Annotated in this window: 10 protein-coding genes; 3 read left to right on the top strand and 7 right to left on the bottom strand. The window is 39.4% G+C overall.

Annotated elements, in window-relative coordinates:
• The first annotated feature begins 242 nt into the window (after window positions 1-242).
• The 3 genes from H7254_RS16410 to H7254_RS16400 all read left to right on the top strand — a co-directional run bounded on the left by H7254_RS16410 (window position 243) and on the right by H7254_RS16400 (window position 2,394).
• Entirely contained in the window at window positions 243-830 is a 588-nt protein-coding gene (locus tag H7254_RS16410) for a hypothetical protein (protein WP_301933997.1), read from the top strand.
• 248 nt (window positions 831-1,078) lie between these two features.
• Complete coding sequence (locus H7254_RS16405) at window positions 1,079-1,618, top strand: GNAT family N-acetyltransferase (RefSeq protein ID WP_301933995.1); 540 nt, start codon at window positions 1,079-1,081, stop codon at window positions 1,616-1,618.
• A gap of 188 nt (window positions 1,619-1,806) precedes the next feature.
• Window positions 1,807-2,394, top strand: coding sequence for a hypothetical protein (locus H7254_RS16400; RefSeq protein WP_301933994.1), 588 nt, complete (start codon window positions 1,807-1,809; stop codon window positions 2,392-2,394).
• A 451-nt stretch (window positions 2,395-2,845) separates the two neighbouring features.
• Here H7254_RS16400 and H7254_RS16395 read toward each other — a convergent pair whose 3' ends face one another.
• The 7 genes from H7254_RS16395 to H7254_RS16365 all read right to left on the bottom strand — a co-directional run.
• On the bottom strand, window positions 2,846-4,099 hold the full coding sequence (locus H7254_RS16395; RefSeq protein WP_301933993.1) for an acyltransferase family protein: 1,254 nt from the start codon (window positions 4,097-4,099) through the stop codon (window positions 2,846-2,848).
• Window positions 4,096-5,214, bottom strand: a complete 1,119-nt coding sequence (locus tag H7254_RS16390; RefSeq protein WP_301933992.1) for an amidohydrolase family protein — start codon at window positions 5,212-5,214, stop codon at window positions 4,096-4,098. The genes H7254_RS16395 and H7254_RS16390 overlap by 4 nt, the downstream gene beginning before the upstream one ends.
• A gap of 154 nt (window positions 5,215-5,368) precedes the next feature.
• Window positions 5,369-6,727 (bottom strand): Gfo/Idh/MocA family protein, encoded by a 1,359-nt coding sequence (locus H7254_RS16385; RefSeq protein ID WP_301933991.1) that lies wholly within the window; start codon window positions 6,725-6,727, stop codon window positions 5,369-5,371.
• Window positions 6,728-7,044: 317 nt separating this feature from the next.
• Entirely contained in the window at window positions 7,045-8,364 is a 1,320-nt protein-coding gene (locus H7254_RS16380; protein WP_301933989.1) for a vanadium-dependent haloperoxidase, read from the bottom strand.
• Between the two features lie 5 nt (window positions 8,365-8,369).
• Window positions 8,370-12,038 (bottom strand): VCBS repeat-containing protein, encoded by a 3,669-nt coding sequence (locus tag H7254_RS16375; RefSeq protein ID WP_301933988.1) that lies wholly within the window; start codon window positions 12,036-12,038, stop codon window positions 8,370-8,372.
• Window positions 12,035-15,529, bottom strand: coding sequence for a VCBS repeat-containing protein (locus H7254_RS16370; protein ID WP_301933987.1), 3,495 nt, complete (start codon window positions 15,527-15,529; stop codon window positions 12,035-12,037). Before H7254_RS16370 ends, H7254_RS16375 begins: the two co-directional genes overlap by 4 nt.
• A gap of 254 nt (window positions 15,530-15,783) precedes the next feature.
• Window positions 15,784-16,002, bottom strand: a 219-nt coding sequence (locus H7254_RS16365; protein ID WP_301933986.1) for a RagB/SusD family nutrient uptake outer membrane protein, incomplete at its 5' end; no start/stop codon positions are given.

Here is a 16,002-nt window from a genome sequence, read left to right as displayed (position 1 = left end):
GTGCCTTTTATTTGTTTATTATTTTTTTAAAATTCCTGCGCCAGGGTGACCTAAGTTATCTTCTCCATTTATATTTCTGTTGCTCCATGGTACGGGGCTCAACATTAGCTTTTAGCTTTTTTGTGGTTATCTTCAGCAAAGGTTTGTTCATCGGCATTTGTATAATGCCTGACAAGCATCTATTCCCTTACTTCGTCAAACATCGAACTTTGCATCTGGGCATACTGGAGACCATGTAAATTATGACAGATAAACAAATAGAAAAAGTAATAGCCAAGATTGAAAAGTATAAGAAAGCATTAGCTGCCGACAAAAAATATTGGGATGGACAATATCGCGATGGACAAGGAATTCGATATATAATTCCAGAACAGTTTATCAAAATCAGGGACTACAAAGGTGGACTGAGATACCTGAATTGGTTTGACAAAAATTTTTCAGACGACAGCGGTTATCCGATATTTTTATTTGAGTGGACTTTTATCTTATTCAAGTGTGACAAGTTATTAGATGCAGAACAAAAGGCGCATAGAACATTCTTTTCAAATACTTTTTTGTTTGACATATTTTTAGAAAAAGAACCTTTGCCACTTGACAAGAATGAAAGTTTAAATTGGGAGTATCAGTCATTAGTTGAAAATTTTGCTTACACAAATAAGGACACAGAATTTATTGAATTTGCAGGTTGGGTAGCGAAGACTTTGAGCAGTAGAGAATTTTTAGAAAAGGCAAATGAATTTATAGAAATTGAACAACAACTTAAAAACGAACCGGTTGGACAAAGACGAACTGAACTTGTGAATCGTTCATCAAAGATTAAATACGGATAGACAGAAAACTATAGCAGGCAGTAGTGGAAGCAAGAGGAGTTTTACCCCAAGCTCCTCACAGAACGTACAGGAACTTCCCGATTGATACATCTCACCGGAAAAATATTTTCAATTAAAAGTTAAGACTTCTATTTCTCGCATATTTATCGCTACAAGGTTTTCGCCCACAACGAAATTAATTTTTAAATACACCAAATAAATTTATATCCGGTAATTTAAAGTTTATAAAATCTATTAATTTCGCCTCTATGTATCTATTTTCAAACCCACAAATTGTTATTGCAACACCGGCGGATGTTACAGCCATTACAGCCTTGCTGAACAGTGCTTACCGCGGAGAAACTTCCCGGCAGGGCTGGACAACCGAAGCTGATCTTATTGGCGGTAATGTACGTACTGACGAAAATAATCTGCAACAAGTAATGGACATACCAGGTAGTATAATTCTAAAATATATCAATGACGAACAGCACATTGTTGGCTGCGTAAACCTGCAGCAAAAAAGTGCAAAAGTTTATCTGGGCATGTTTAGCGTATCGCCTCATTTGCAGGGCTTTGGTATTGGCAAACAAATATTAAAAGCTGCGGAAGAATACGCATTGCATTTAAATTGCCCGGCCATTTTTATGAGTGTAATTACACAGCGTGCAGAACTAATAAATTGGTACCAGCGATATGGGTACAAGGATACCGGCGAGCGGATACCGTTTAAGGAAGATGGGCTAACTGGCAACCACCTGCAACGGCTGGAATTTATGGTGCTGGAGAAAATACTGCAGCCTGCGTAAACCCACAATTGCACCGTTGATTGGTTAGTTGAAATTACTTTGGAGGTAGTCATTAAAAAATTCCACCACGGCCCCTATTTTGGCCAGGTTAAAGCATTTTAGAATAACTATGACAAAGAATGAAATACTTAAATTATACTATTTTATTTGTTTTGGAGTTTTATTTATAATATTAAAACTCCAGTATTTTGAAAAAAGCCTTTGGCATTATTGTTCTATGTGCAGCAGTATGTTCCTGTACAAAAAATAACAATGAAATTATTATTAATAAGCTAACACCGCAGGGTAATTTTAAAACATATACCATTAGCGCCGGCCAGCATTCGTGTAGTGACAATGTATTTATTCCGACATCCCTAAACGAATTAAAATTTAAAGTAAAGTTTGATAGTGCGGCTATTTATTCAACCGCAGATCCGCAAAACCAAAGTGACATAAACAAGCTGTATGGTTTTGCGGATAATAATGCTTTTCACCAACAGTATAGTGCAAGATTTGGCTGGCGATGGGGTAACAATGCATTGCGTTTATTTGGTTATGTATATAACAATGGCGTAAGAAAATACAAAGAACTGACAACTATTGACATAGGTAAAGAGCATATTTGCAGTATACTGATTACACCTGCCAGTTATATTTTTTCCGTTAATGGCAATATAGATTCTTTACCAAGATTATCGGTAACACCTAAGGCTGAAGGGTATAAACTATATCCCTATTTTGGTGGGGAAGAAGTTGCACCACACAAAGTAGCCATATTCATAAAAGATTTGTAGGTGCTGCATTCTTTAATTTACTCTATCTCTTTATTATAGTGGACGTGCAGTTATACTACTACGTAAGATTTATTATAGGATTAAGAACCCGATTTTTTGAAAAATGAATATTAAGAAGCTTAGATGCATCTGGTGGAATTCTAAAAGCATGGGTCAGCAATATTGCCGGTAAAAATGATACGGCAAAGTTCATCGGAGCTTTTACAGGCTTTTATATTTACACTATATTGAAAAGTTCCTGTCAGGCCTTATTGGACTTGAGTGTAAGGCTGGTACAATATTTATCGTTACCCTAATTGCAACAATTGTTATGATGGCGTATTTTATATTTGCAATTAAGGTAACGACAATAAAATCTGTTTTTCTGGTTGCGGTCTATTCTTTGATACCTCCCACCGGGAATGGTAGATGGCGGGGGATGAACCAATAATTACGAAACCCAAATAAGTGCTTAAATCTTTATAAAAATCTTTTTCTTAAACATCCAATACAATATCAACCATATAAAAAACAACACAATCATACCTTTTACAAGGGTAGCATACGGCGCACCAAAAATCTGGTCGTAGGTTGGGCCCAGATGAATGTACAGTGAACCGGCAATAAATGACCTGATACCGCCGTCGGCTATACAATAGGCTGCAATTGAATTGGCGCCGATCACCATCAAAAAGAAAGACCATTTCTTTTTATTCGCCACATCTACTATGCCATAAAAAAAGGCTAAGAATAAACAACAAATGCCGCCGCTGAATATTGTCCAGGCCGGCGTCCAGATGCGTTTTACAATGGGATTGATTCCTGTAAAATGCAACACAACTCCTGTCAATATCAAAGCGACGCCCATGGTAATAAAAAACTTCAATTTGTCCTTTTGTGCGCTGTTCTCTTTTAATACTTTGCCCGCAAATAAGCCTAAAATCATAGTGCCCAGGGTGGGGATAAAACTAAGCGTTGCATAGCCGCCACCATTGTTTAAAAATGGACTTTCCCTGGGAAATAGATTTAAAAACCATTTATCAAAAGCCCAGGCAAGGTTGGTGTTTTTGTTCCAGTGTGCAGCAAAGCCATGAAGGTTGTGCTCCCAGTTGGATACAACGCCTGCGGAAGCATAATTAAAGTCAGTACCGGGCAACGGATACAATGCAAATGCCAGCCAGTAACCCACCAAAATGATGACCAATGCAGCTATCTGGATACGTTGCGAACAATAGGAAAGCAATACCAAAAAAGTATAGCCCAAACCAATCTGTGTAAGGGTATCTTCAAAAGTAAAGTAGGTTTGCGTGTCTGACATGGATCGCAAAAAAATTCCCAGAAATATTAGAATTAAAGACCGTTTGATGGTATGAAAAATAACTTTATTGAAAGAAGCGCCTTTGCTTTTGCGACTTGCAATTGAATAGGGCAATACTACGCCTACTAAAAAGGTAAAGGAAGGTTGAATCATATCGTGCAAGGCAAGCCATGTCCATTCCACATGACTCTGATTGTATGCCAGAAAGCCCCAGAAGGAACTGCCAGGTAATTGTTTTGACACAGCATCGAAAGAAAGTATTTCACCCATCATCAGCAGCATCACAAAACCCCTGTACACATCCACCGAAGCAATCCTGCTAACAGGCATCGGTGGATTTATTACCGCTGCCGCGGCAACGCTTTTTTCTGCGGTGGTTTGTGCTTCATTGGAAAAAAGGCGGCTCATAGTTTATTTTGTTTTGAATGATTTAAAATCTTATTACCATTGATGCTGTAAATTTTTCTTAATGTAGCATCATTTAGGTTCAATCCATATAAAGCCCAGTGATAACTAAACAACTGGTGATCATAAAAGTGTTCATCGGCCGTTTCAAGTATGCGAAACGTTGTCTGATACATTTCCTTGTCGAAACCCATATCAGTTCCATAAACAATTTTATCGGCATACTTTTCAAAAAAAGCCCTGGTGTATCCCGGTATTGGTGCAAATTCTCCAAACCGTGCTGCAATATCTGCATACAGGTTTGGATACAAATCAAACAGTCTTCCCAACATACTCAGGTCGGAATTGGTATTGGCCAGATGACAGGCAATAAATATTGTTTTAGGATTATTTTTTACGGCATTCTCCAGCGTTTTTATCAATGCATCATGCGTTAAAATTCCAGGCTTAGTCATATCTACCTGCCAGGTGGCAGCATTCATTAAACCGTCATTGGTGGCGTCGGGCTTTTCATACATCCACTGGTCTTCTGCAACGTGAATGCTAACCGGCATTTTTAATTCAGCACATTTTTCAAGTAAGGGTTTCATAGCAGGGTCATCAATGTGTAAGCCATATCCTGCCACTGGCAGCGAGTACAATTCACCCAACCCTTTGTCACCCAATTCACCTACACCGGTAGCCCCTTTTCTATAGCATCTTTCCAGTTCCGCTACTGCATGTTTTTCCCATCCCGGCTTTTCGTGGCCGGTGTAATCAAAACCACACCACACTTCAAACCTGTTTTTATAACGGCCATATTTCTCTACCAGTGAATCGAAACGGGCTCCGGTAGAATAGGTCAGGATCAACGTTTTTGCAATATTCATTTCGTCCATCCTTTTCACCCACACATCCACCTCCACATCTGTTTTCGGATAATCGTGCGAATGAAAATCTATTACCGGGTATTTTGCTTTTACAATATTGGTTTGCGGAATTTTATAAATGGATACAGGCCTGAAATCTTTCAGTTTGATGGTATCAATCTCTGTATTTTTTATTTGACAAAAAACATTCAGGCAGCTGGCATTCCCTAATAGCAACAGTAACAGGCGAACAAAAATTGGCTTACCCATATTTGATATTTTTATTGAGTTATAACAATTAAGAAGCTTTATAAAACAAAGTTTTCTTTATTCTTTCTGAACTGGCGAAAATACCAGGACCTTAACTGCGGCGAACGAAGTTGCCCTCAGTCAATTTTACACAATCCGCTTTTCCTCTTAAAAATCAATATTCATCTGTAAGTGAAAATGAAGGCTTACGGTACATCCATTGGCCGCTGGTAAAATCAGGAAACTCCACCGTTTGGTTTCCCAATTCAATGGATTGTTCGCTTAAAGGAGTAATGGCGCTGTAAGCTGCTGCATCATACACATCCATCGGTGTTGGTTCGTTTCGTTTGATGGCTTCTACAAATCCATGAATTACAAAAAAATCCATTCCCCCATGGCCGGCTCCTTTCGTTTCCTTACTCCATCTTTTCCAAAGCGGATGATCGTATTTGTCCAGCCATTCCTGCGCATTATCCCAGCTATCATTTTTGGCTGATTTTTCCTGGATATAAATACTGTTGTTAACATCCATCCATAAACCTTCTGTACCCTGAACCCTGAAACCAAGTGAGTAAGGGCGTGGCGAATAAGTATCGTGTTGTAACAAAATAGTTTCTCCATTAGCACAGTTGATAGAAGTAGTGATTACATCGCCGGTTTTAAATTTAACCTTCGCATTGGGATGATCATTACCGCCCACTTTTACCACATAATTGTGTAGCCCTCTCGCCTTGGATGAAAAAGAACAAAGTGATACAAAGCGGTTGCCATGATTGATATCAACATATTGGGCAATTGGGCCAATACCATGGGTAGGATACAGATCGCCATTGCGATGCACAGAATGTTCTGTACGCCAATGCGCTTCTGAAAAAGCTCTTTCACCAAACTCAATGCCATGGCCATAAGTATGCACACCGTCATTGAATAATACTTCTCTTAAATCGTGCTGGTAACCTCCCTGCAAATGAATTAATTCACCAAACAATCCCTGCCTAACCATATTTAAAATAGCCATCACATCTCTGCGGTAACAAACGTTTTCCAGCATCATTACATGCGCATTATTTTTTTCGGTGGCTTTTACAACATCCCAGTGATCCTGTAAAGTAATTCCCAGAATTACTTCTGTTGCTACATATTTAATACCGGCATCCAGCGCACCCAATATCATCGGCTTATGCCATTCCCACGGTGTAACAATCAACACACCATCCAGTTTTTCCTGCTGCAGCAATTTTTGCCAGGCAGAATTATCTCCTGTATATATTTTGGGCATTTTTTTGCCACTCTTCTGTATCATTTCCTTCGCCGTTGTTAATACCCGGTCATCCACATCACAAATGGCCACCAGTTCCACGTCTTCTCTTCTCAGCAATAAATCCAGGTGGTTACTTCCCCTTGCTCCAACACCGATGATAGCGAGTTTTACCTTTTGTAAATTAATACCTGCTGCAAAAATATCTGTTGACGGAAACAATGAAAATGATACACCTGCCAGCGCACTTTTTTTAATAAAATCTTTTCGGTTCATAATTGTTTGTTTGTGATGAAAAACTAGGTTGAATATAAGAGCTTTTATAAAATCGTGAACATGCAAACGATTGTTTAAAATGTTAACTGGATGAACTGAAATAATCTGCCAAGATTAAAAAAGCATCCTCTTATCCAAATTATGTTACAAACTGCTTTCTCATTTTTCTGATAAAAAAAAGAAAAATAAAAACAGTACAAAAAGCTACACAATTTCAATACCTGCATAAAATGAAATTAGCTGGAGTGGCAAAATATAACCAGGCCTAAGTGCGATTGTATATTAGCAGCACATTTTTTGCGATAGAACTGATGCTATCATTTTAGTTTCGAAAAAATAAAATTGCCCACACTTCGTCCTTCCACTTTTCCTTTTTCAATAGCGTTGATAAAATGAATTCCTCCATAAAACCTGCTGATGCTTGCCTGGTCTGCTGCATCGTAAAAAGATTTAAAGTTTCTTGTTGGGCGTCCAAAAGGAACTTCGTTGGAATCTGTAAATGCATAATTTTCTCCCACCATTTTTGTAAGAATGGTTGAGGCACTGGACGAGGCCACACTGTGTGCACTCGGGTATTCAGGAAATGAAGGCGTTTGTATCAGCGGCAACCAATCTTTATCGATGTAATTATTAATAAAAGTTTCGGGCCTGATATAATTGTACATATACTTCGCTTCCCAGCAGGAAATAAATCCATCTGCAATTGCAATAGCAGTGGTAGAAATCAGGGAGGCCGTTTTCATGGGATTAAACTTTTCTTTTTCAGCAACGGAACAGGCGATAAATATCCAGTGGCCCGGTGGTGAATTTTTTTGTTGAAAAAATGTAACATGCCCGTTGGTAACAGAAGTGTTAGGGTTGTCATCCCAGTACCATGCCGTGGCAGAATCACCTTGTTTTGAGTTCTTTACTCCCTCATATACCTGGTAAGCCTCTTTATAAAATGCTGAACCTTTGGTTGTATCATATTTTGTTGGCGGCGGGGGACGAAACTGTGCTGCAGAATCCAGTACAAAGAGTCTTAAAGTTTTCCAGTTGGTTTCAATGGCATCAATGTAGTTGGGAGGCGTTGGTTGATACCTGCCCGCCTCTTTTGTTACAATGTAGGCCGTCATTGAGTTTCGTTGCAGGTAACCATCCTGTGCTGCCCACGCCAGAATATGATTGCCCACCTGGCGGCCGTAAGCAATGGAGCTATCCAACAAGGCCTTGTTTACATTCAGACTATCCAGTTGCTTTAAAAAATCCTTCTCCATGGTTACTACAAGACCACCACTAAAAACCATTTTTTGAGCAACGGTTGTAAAAGCAATGATGCTGGAAACAGGGTAACAATATTGCTTGCCTTGCGCAGGAGCCGGTAATGTTGTAAGATCATGTAACCTGCCCGCATAAGAAGGATAATTATATTGAGAACGCAAAGCTTCATAGGCAGCAATATTAGTATATGCATATATTCTGCTGCACACAGCCGGGCTAAAAATATCCTGAATAATTACCTGCGTAAGTTTGCCATTCCATTCAGGCAATTTGTTTTCATAAAATTTATTCAGTGCTTCCGGACTTGTTTGTTGCCGGCATGCCGGTAAAAAAATCACAACAAAATATCCTGCAACAATTAGTATTCGTTTCCTCATAATAGCTACTTTAAAATTTGTTCTCTTTTAATTCCTTTATTATCTACCAGTGTTATATGTACCACCTCTTTACTCACTATTAGTTTCCTGGATGTTTGAGACAGGTAGTTGCTGCCATAATAAAGTTCCTGCTTGTAAGATTGTCCGTTCTTTTTTTGAATGATGGCGTACACATCCGTATTCTTTATCGGAATAATGATCATGCCTTTCGTCTGCATTTGATATGCTTTCAGCTCACTATTATTATTTCCAGTCAAAATAACGGCAGTACCATTTGCTGCTTCAATCTGGGCAAGACTTTTTACATCATTGTCTGCATTAAAACCTGTTGCTGCACTTTTTACTGCAGTAAAATTTCCTTTACCATCACCTGTCAGTAACAATCCCTGCAAAGCATCGTACCTGCCTGTAGATGCTTCGGTACTGTATGAATTACCCGCCATTAAAATATCCAGGTTTCCATCCTTGTTATAATCGCCGGTAAGCATTGCAAAAACCGGCGCAAACTGTGCCTCCACCGGCAGGGCAGTCCGCACAAATTTTCCGTTACCCTTATTCTCCAAATAACTGCTTTCAAAGCATTCTGATTTTACGACATAGGCATCTTTAATTTCTTCAGGCAAAAAAGATGCTTCGAAAGTTACGGAGGCATAATCCTGATAGGAAGGAAAACGTCCCCGCATGGAATTGATTTGTTTTATCATCTCATCCCTGGTGGGATAAATATAATTTTTACCATTCACATAATAACACATCACCGGATCTATTAAGCCATTTTTATCATAATCTTTTGCGTAAATACAAAGTGGTTCTTTTACAGAAGCCTTGTGCCTGCTGTTTAAACCGAGGTTCCCTATCACATAGTCTATATCTCCATCGTTATCAAAATCTCCCGCCACTATACTATTCCACCAGCCTTTGGAGTTATCAATGGTATATGGTGGTGCAAAGTTTTTACCCATATTATTTTTTATAAAAGTAATGGGCATAAATTCACCGGTAATGATCAGATCACTCCAGCCATCATTATCATAATCTGTCCACAGTGCTGAAGTCACCATACCTATGTCCGCCAGTTTCGGACAAACTTCTTTTGTTACATCTGTAAATTTTATTTTTCCCGGAGTTCCGTCATTGCGCAACAAGTAACTTCTACCGGGTAATGGATAACTGCCTGGCGATATCCGCCCGCCGATAAAAAGATCCAGATCACCATCATGGTCATAATCGCATGCTATTACGCAGGAACCACTTGCTTTTAAACCCGGCAGCGCACCAATCACTTTTTTAAAATTGCCCTTGCCATCATTTTCAAAAAATTCATCCTGGTATGCTGCCGAATTGATGGGGCTTTCTGACCCGCCGCCTACGATATATAAATCCAGATCGTTGTCATTGTCTGCATCAAATAATAACACACCCATATTATCCGACAAAGTATTTGCTGGCAATGGGTGTTTTATAAAACTGCCGTCTTTATTTTGGAAGAAAAAACTTCCGTTTGATGCTGCAGTTCCCCCGATAAAAAAATCTTCCAGTCCATCACCATTCACATCTCCTACGGCTATACCCGGACCGTTTTTTGAAAACTGGTGCGGCAATAAAGGCTGCACTTTAAAATCATCAAAATCGGGTTCTTTGTGTTGATAGTTTAAACCCTTTGCGCCGGTAATTTCTGTAAATAAATGTGTTGTATATTTTATATTTTTTATAGAAGAAGATGGCGTTACGGTTGCATGGGCAATATCAAGTTTTAAAGCATTGTTTGTTTTTACATTGTATAAAATCTGCTTACTGCCATCGGGCCATACTATTTTTAAACTGTCTATTGAAGTATGCGTTCCTACACCAAAATGAATGATGGGTTGTACCGAAGATTCATATCCACGATAAGGATAAAATTCCTGGAACTGCATTTTACCACTTGTATATATCCATACTTTTGAACCGATGCCCTGCAGATTAGGCTTCCTTCCTTTTAATGAAATATTCAAAAAATTATTTTTGTTAATTTCATTGCTGTTGTTTTTATACACTCTCGCCTCTTCATTAAAACAGTTAATAATCAAATCAAGGTCACCATCATTGTCGAGGTCAGCATAGCATGCTCCGTTAGAAAAACCCTTTTGCGTAAACCCCCAATCATCTGACCGTTTGGTAAAAGTAAGGTCGTTGTTATTTTCAAAAAGATAATTTTGCATCGGTACTTTTTCCAGGTTCTTTATTGCTTTTAACTTCTCTTCCCGTTTTGCATCCTGGTTGCCCATTGGGTTATGCATACGTGCCTGATAATTGATATAATCGAGGTTACCCAGGTCACGGTAAAAGCCGTTTGTAACCATTAAATCTTTATCCCCATCGTTGTCATAATCTGCCCATAAGGCACTCCAGCTCCAGTCAGTACTGCTTATACCCGATAAAAAACTGATGTCACTGAAAGTTCCATTGCCATTGTTTAACTGTAGTGCATTTCTTGTATATTGAGGTTCATAGCCCTTTTGAAGTAACAGTTGAAACTTATCATAACTTGCTGGCGGGATAATTAATTTTTTACGGTAATTGTCTTCCGGTAACATATCCAGGGTATAAATATCCGGCAAGCCGTCATTGTTAAAATCGGCAATATCGTTGCCCATGGAGGCAAAGCTGGTATGCTTCAGGCATTCTGCTGTTTTATCACTAAAAGTGCCGTTGCCATTATTGATGTATAAAATATCGTTGGTTAAAAAATCGTTCGACACATAAATATCCGGCCACCCATCACCGTTTACATCGCTTACAGCGGCACCAAGGCTATAGCCTTCCACCAAAATCCCTGCCTCCCTGGACACATCGGTAAAAGTAATTTGACCTGTTGATGAGGGGCCGTTGTTGCGGTACAAAATATCTGTTCCGGCAGACTCTCCATTTATTTTTCTATCGTGAATACTATTAATGCCTGTTACCATTTCATCCGCAGGATTGGTAATGAGAAATAAATCCAGGTCGCCGTCTTTATCATAATCAAAAAAGGAAGCGTTCATTGTTTGCCTTGTGTCCGCAATACCATAAGCGGCGGCTTGTTCTTTAAAGGTAACATTGCCGGCAGCTGATATACCCTGGTTGATGTAAAACAGGTTGTGCATATCCCCAAACTTTGCGCTGCCAGCTACATTTACATAAATATCCAGCAAGCCGTCTCCGTTGATGTCTACCATTGAAACGCCGGTACACCACCGGTTAATAAGCAGGCCTGCTTTTTCGGTAATATCTTCAAATTTAAAATTGCCTTTATTGAGGTACAAACGCCCGGAAGTTTGGTTACCGCTAAAATACAAATCTGGTAAACCATCATTGTTAATATCGCCTGCGGCAACTCCTGCGCCTGTATAAATATTCATGTATTCGAGCACATTGTACTTTTCATTTTCTTCTACTTTATTATTAAAATGAATGCCTGTTTGGGAAGAAGGCTGCAGTTGGAATAATGCTCTTTTTTGAGTACAGGAAACGAATATCAGCAGGCAGATAACTATTGCTATTTTACTGAAAGAAGCGTGCATTGCAGACAAGCAGTTGCGGCTTTGGCAGGGGGCAGCGCCGACTGGTGACAAGCCGTGGCTGGTATTTTCTCCAGCCTCCTGCAGAAACAACCGTGAATACCCGTCGATAATATGATCTATGTTTGTATTCAAAAATTTAGTATCCGTTTTTCTCCGGAGGATTTAAAAATAACAATTGATTGAACATTGGGCGCAACCAATAACTGCCGCCCTGACTGAGATAAATATGCATTGCCGTAATAAAATTCTTCCCGGCGTTTAAATCCATTTCGAAATGTACTGATTGCGTATGCATCGTCCGGGTTAATGGCAACCACTTTCTGGTGTGGCTGATTTAAACGAAAGACATGTAAACTATCGCTATTGCTACTAATTAAAAACAGGGAAGAACCATCTGCACTTTGTATTTCAGCTACTGCTTTATTATCGCCAATTACGTTAATTTCCTTCCTGTTGGCAGTAAAACCACCTTTGCCATTTCCCATCAGTAAAAAACTACCCTGTGCATCGTACCGGCCTGCCTGTACTTCTGTTGAATAAGAATTACCTACGCATAAAATATCCAGGTTACCATCTGCATTAAAATCTTTCGTACGCATTCCGTAAATGGGTGCAAACTGTGCTTCCAATGGCAGGTTATGCATCGCAAATTTTCCGCCACCTAAATTCTCAATGTAGGTGCTGGCAAAGGTTTCGCATCGCACCGCATACGCATCACCAATCTCTTCCGGCGTAAAAGCTTCTTTAAAAGTTGCAGATGCGTACGAAGTATAATCCGTAAAGCGGGCCCGCATGGGTGTAATCTGTTTATTGATATCATCTCTCGCATGTACCATGTATTCCGTACCATTTTCGTAATGACACATCACAGGATCCAGCCGTCCGTTTTTATCATAATCTTTTGCATAGATGCATACAGGTTCTGCAGCACTTGCTTTGTAAGGACCATTTAATCCACGGTTACCCACCACATAATCTATGTCGCCATCGTTGTCAAAATCGCCCGCTACAATACCGTTCCACCAGCCTTGCGAATGAGCAACGGTGAGCGGATCAGCAAAACTTTTTCCCTTTTCATTTTTGATAAAGCTGATGGGCATAAATTCTCCCGCTATTATCAAATCGGGCCAGCCATCATTGTCAAAATCTGTCCACAGCGCTGATGTTACCATGCCGATATTTTGCAATTTTGGACAAAGTTCCTTTGTAACATCTGTAAATTTTATGGCCCCTTTTTTAGAATCGTTGCGCAGTAAAAAACTTTTTGGTGCAAAGGGATATTCACCCGGGCTAACCCTGCCACCAATAAATAAATCAAGATCGCCATCGTGATCATAATCTGCAGCAATAACTGCAGCACCACTGGTATTAATTGGTGGTATCGCATTTTTTGCAGCAGTAAAATTTCCTTTTCCGTCATTGATAAAAAAGAGATGCTGATAAACGGAGTCTCCGTTTTTCTTATCACATATTCCTCCGCTTACAACATACAAATCCAAATCACCATCTTTATCTGCATCAAAAAACAAAGCGCCCATATTGTCGGCTAAATTAGTATTCCCAAATTCATGCTTTGTAAATACCCCATTTTTTTTCTGTGTAAAAATACAGGGTTTAAAACCTGCGGCACCCCCCACAAAAAAATCTTCCAGACCATCGCCGTTTACATCGCCTGCACTTATTCCAGGACCCTCGTGCGATAAGAGATGGGGCATCAATGGCTGCAATTTAAAATCTACAAATTCATCTTCCTGGTGCTTGTACTGTATTTTTTTTTCTTTACTGCATTCTGTAAAAAGAGAAGCATTTGATACAACGGGTTGGGTGTTTATCTGAACAGCATTTTTATAATCAAGCGTTAGTAATTTGTTGAGCAACGGGTTTTTTATTAGCTGCTCCTTACCATCCTGCCATTTAACTTTTATACTATCTACAGCTTTGTTTTGGAAACCGAAATGAAGTAAAGGCTCCATAGCGGACAGGTAGCCTTTGTATGGAGAGAAGTATTGGTACTGCATTGCAGCTGCCTGCCAGGTATATACTTTTGCCCCCAGGCCATCGCGGTTGCCTTTTGGGCCTTTAAAATTTATCCGCAGCCATTTTGCATCTGGCTTAATCAGATTGGACTGATTTTCAAAAACAGATGCCGGCTGATCCAAATTATTGATCACCAGATCAAGATCCCCATCGTTATCCAGATCGCCATAAGCTGCGCCGTTTGAATAGGTGGCAAAATCCAGTCCCCAGTCTTTTGTTACATTTGAAAAAGTAAGATCACCGTTATTTTTAAAAATAAAATTAGGAACTTTTATCCCCTCAAAATTTTTAAGCCGGTCAATACGATCCTTCCGGTTGGCTTCCGGTGTACCCATGTACAAAGCTTTTTTACCATACACAATAAAATCAAGATTGGTTACATCCTGCCTGTACCCATTGGTGATAAATAAATCTTTTAAACCGTCATTATCAAAATCAGCGATAAGCGGCCCCCAGCTCCATTCAGTTGCAGCAATGCCTGATAGTTGTCCAATTTCGCTAAAAGTACCATTGCCATTATTTAACTGCAATGTGTTTCTAACATACTGCGGCTGGTAGCCAAATTTTAAATCCTGTTGAAACTGTTCATAGTTATTACCCATCATTGTAAGCTTCCAGCGTTTGTTATCTGGTGGCAGCATGTCTACTTCTACAATATCCGGTTTTCCATCGTTGTTAATATCCGCCACATCATTCCCCATGGCATTGTAAGAAGTATGCCTCAGCATTTTATCTGCCATGTTAGTAAATGTTCCATTCTGGTTGTTGATCCAGATAATATCGTTGGTCAAAAAATCATTGGACACGTATACATCGGGCCAGTTATCATCATTCAGATCGCAGATACTTACGCCCAGCCCAAACCCTTCAATGGTAATGCCTGCTTCTTTAGAAACATTGGTAAAAGTGCCGTTGCCATTGTTGCGAAATAGTCTGTTTGTGGAAGTTGCACTCCCATCAGTTTGCTTTGTCCTTGCCGTATTGCGATTATAACTTACAAATGAATTTCGCAGCAGGTACATGTCCAGGTCACCATCGTGATCATAATCAAAAAATGCGGCCTGTACATCATAACCATCATCATCCAAACCCATTTTTGCAGCGGCATCAGTAAACGTGTTGTTACCGTTGTTGATAAAAAAAAGATTGTGCATTTTATCAGGACTGGTTTTACGGTTGCCAGATTTACAGATGTAAATATCAGGATAACCGTCCTGGTTGATATCCACTATGGAAGCACCATAACACCAGCCTTCGGTTTTTAAACCTGCCTTTTCTGTTATGTCTTCAAATTTCATGTTGCCCTTATTCAGGTACAATCTTGCAGAAACATTGTTGCCGGTAAAAAGCACATCCAGTAATCCATCCTGGTTAACATCCAGTAAGGCAACACCCGCACCATTAAACATGTATTCAAAATCCAGTACAGAGAGTGTATCTGAGTAAGCAAGGTGATTTTCAAAGTCGATCCCGGTCTGGCTTTTGTCTAAGTTCTTAAAAAGCTTATCCCTCTGAAATAAGTGACAGCTAAAAAAACCTGTACAGGTTAACATTAATAATAAAAACCGTAAAAATGGATGCCTCATGTACGCTTGTTTTACTTCTGCTGAAACCGGATATTTTTTTTTAAAGAGAAGTAATTCTCCTGGTGTTGTGGTATAATTTGAAGAAGTAAATTAATACAAAATAATTGAGTAGCAAGTGGCTTTGTGAGAAATTGGCCGGGGCTTAAAAAAGTAAAAATTTACTTCCTAAATTATAAGAAGGGCAACCATTTAGCTGCCCTTCTTATTAACGATGATCCGTTTTTTTCAGAATGATTTATAAACGCATGGCTACATCAATACCCATTGTTTTGTTTCAGCAAGCCATTGCTTCTGGTAATTTCAGATTGAGGAAATGGAAATAAATTGAATGCCTCTTTCCATTTTGAGCCAAATACAGTTGGCCCAATACCCCAGCGGGTTATATCAAACCATCTGCCGGGTTCAAATGCAAGCTCTACCCTTCTTTCATGCATCAATGCTTCCATACCGGCAGCCTTGGGAGAAGCGCCAAG

Source organism: Ferruginibacter sp., assembly GCF_014377975.1.
Taxonomy (GTDB): Bacteria; Bacteroidota; Bacteroidia; order Chitinophagales; family Chitinophagaceae; genus Ferruginibacter.
This window is presented reverse-complemented; position numbering and strand designations above follow the sequence as displayed.

Bases quoted from the DNA above. Each gene is read 5' to 3' on its own strand.
- H7254_RS16410 (WP_301933997.1), top strand. From the start codon at position 243: ATGACAGATAAACAAATAGAAAAAGTAATAGCCAAGATTGAAAAGTAT.
- H7254_RS16405 (WP_301933995.1), top strand. From the start codon at position 1,079: ATGTATCTATTTTCAAACCCACAAATTGTTATTGCAACACCGGCGGAT.
- H7254_RS16395 (WP_301933993.1), bottom strand. From the start codon at position 4,099: ATGAGCCGCCTTTTTTCCAATGAAGCACAAACCACCGCAGAAAAAAGC.
- H7254_RS16390 (WP_301933992.1), bottom strand. From the start codon at position 5,214: ATGGGTAAGCCAATTTTTGTTCGCCTGTTACTGTTGCTATTAGGGAAT.
- H7254_RS16385 (WP_301933991.1), bottom strand. From the start codon at position 6,727: ATGAACCGAAAAGATTTTATTAAAAAAAGTGCGCTGGCAGGTGTATCA.
- H7254_RS16380 (WP_301933989.1), bottom strand. From the start codon at position 8,364: ATGAGGAAACGAATACTAATTGTTGCAGGATATTTTGTTGTGATTTTT.
- H7254_RS16370 (WP_301933987.1), bottom strand. From the start codon at position 15,529: ATGAGGCATCCATTTTTACGGTTTTTATTATTAATGTTAACCTGTACA.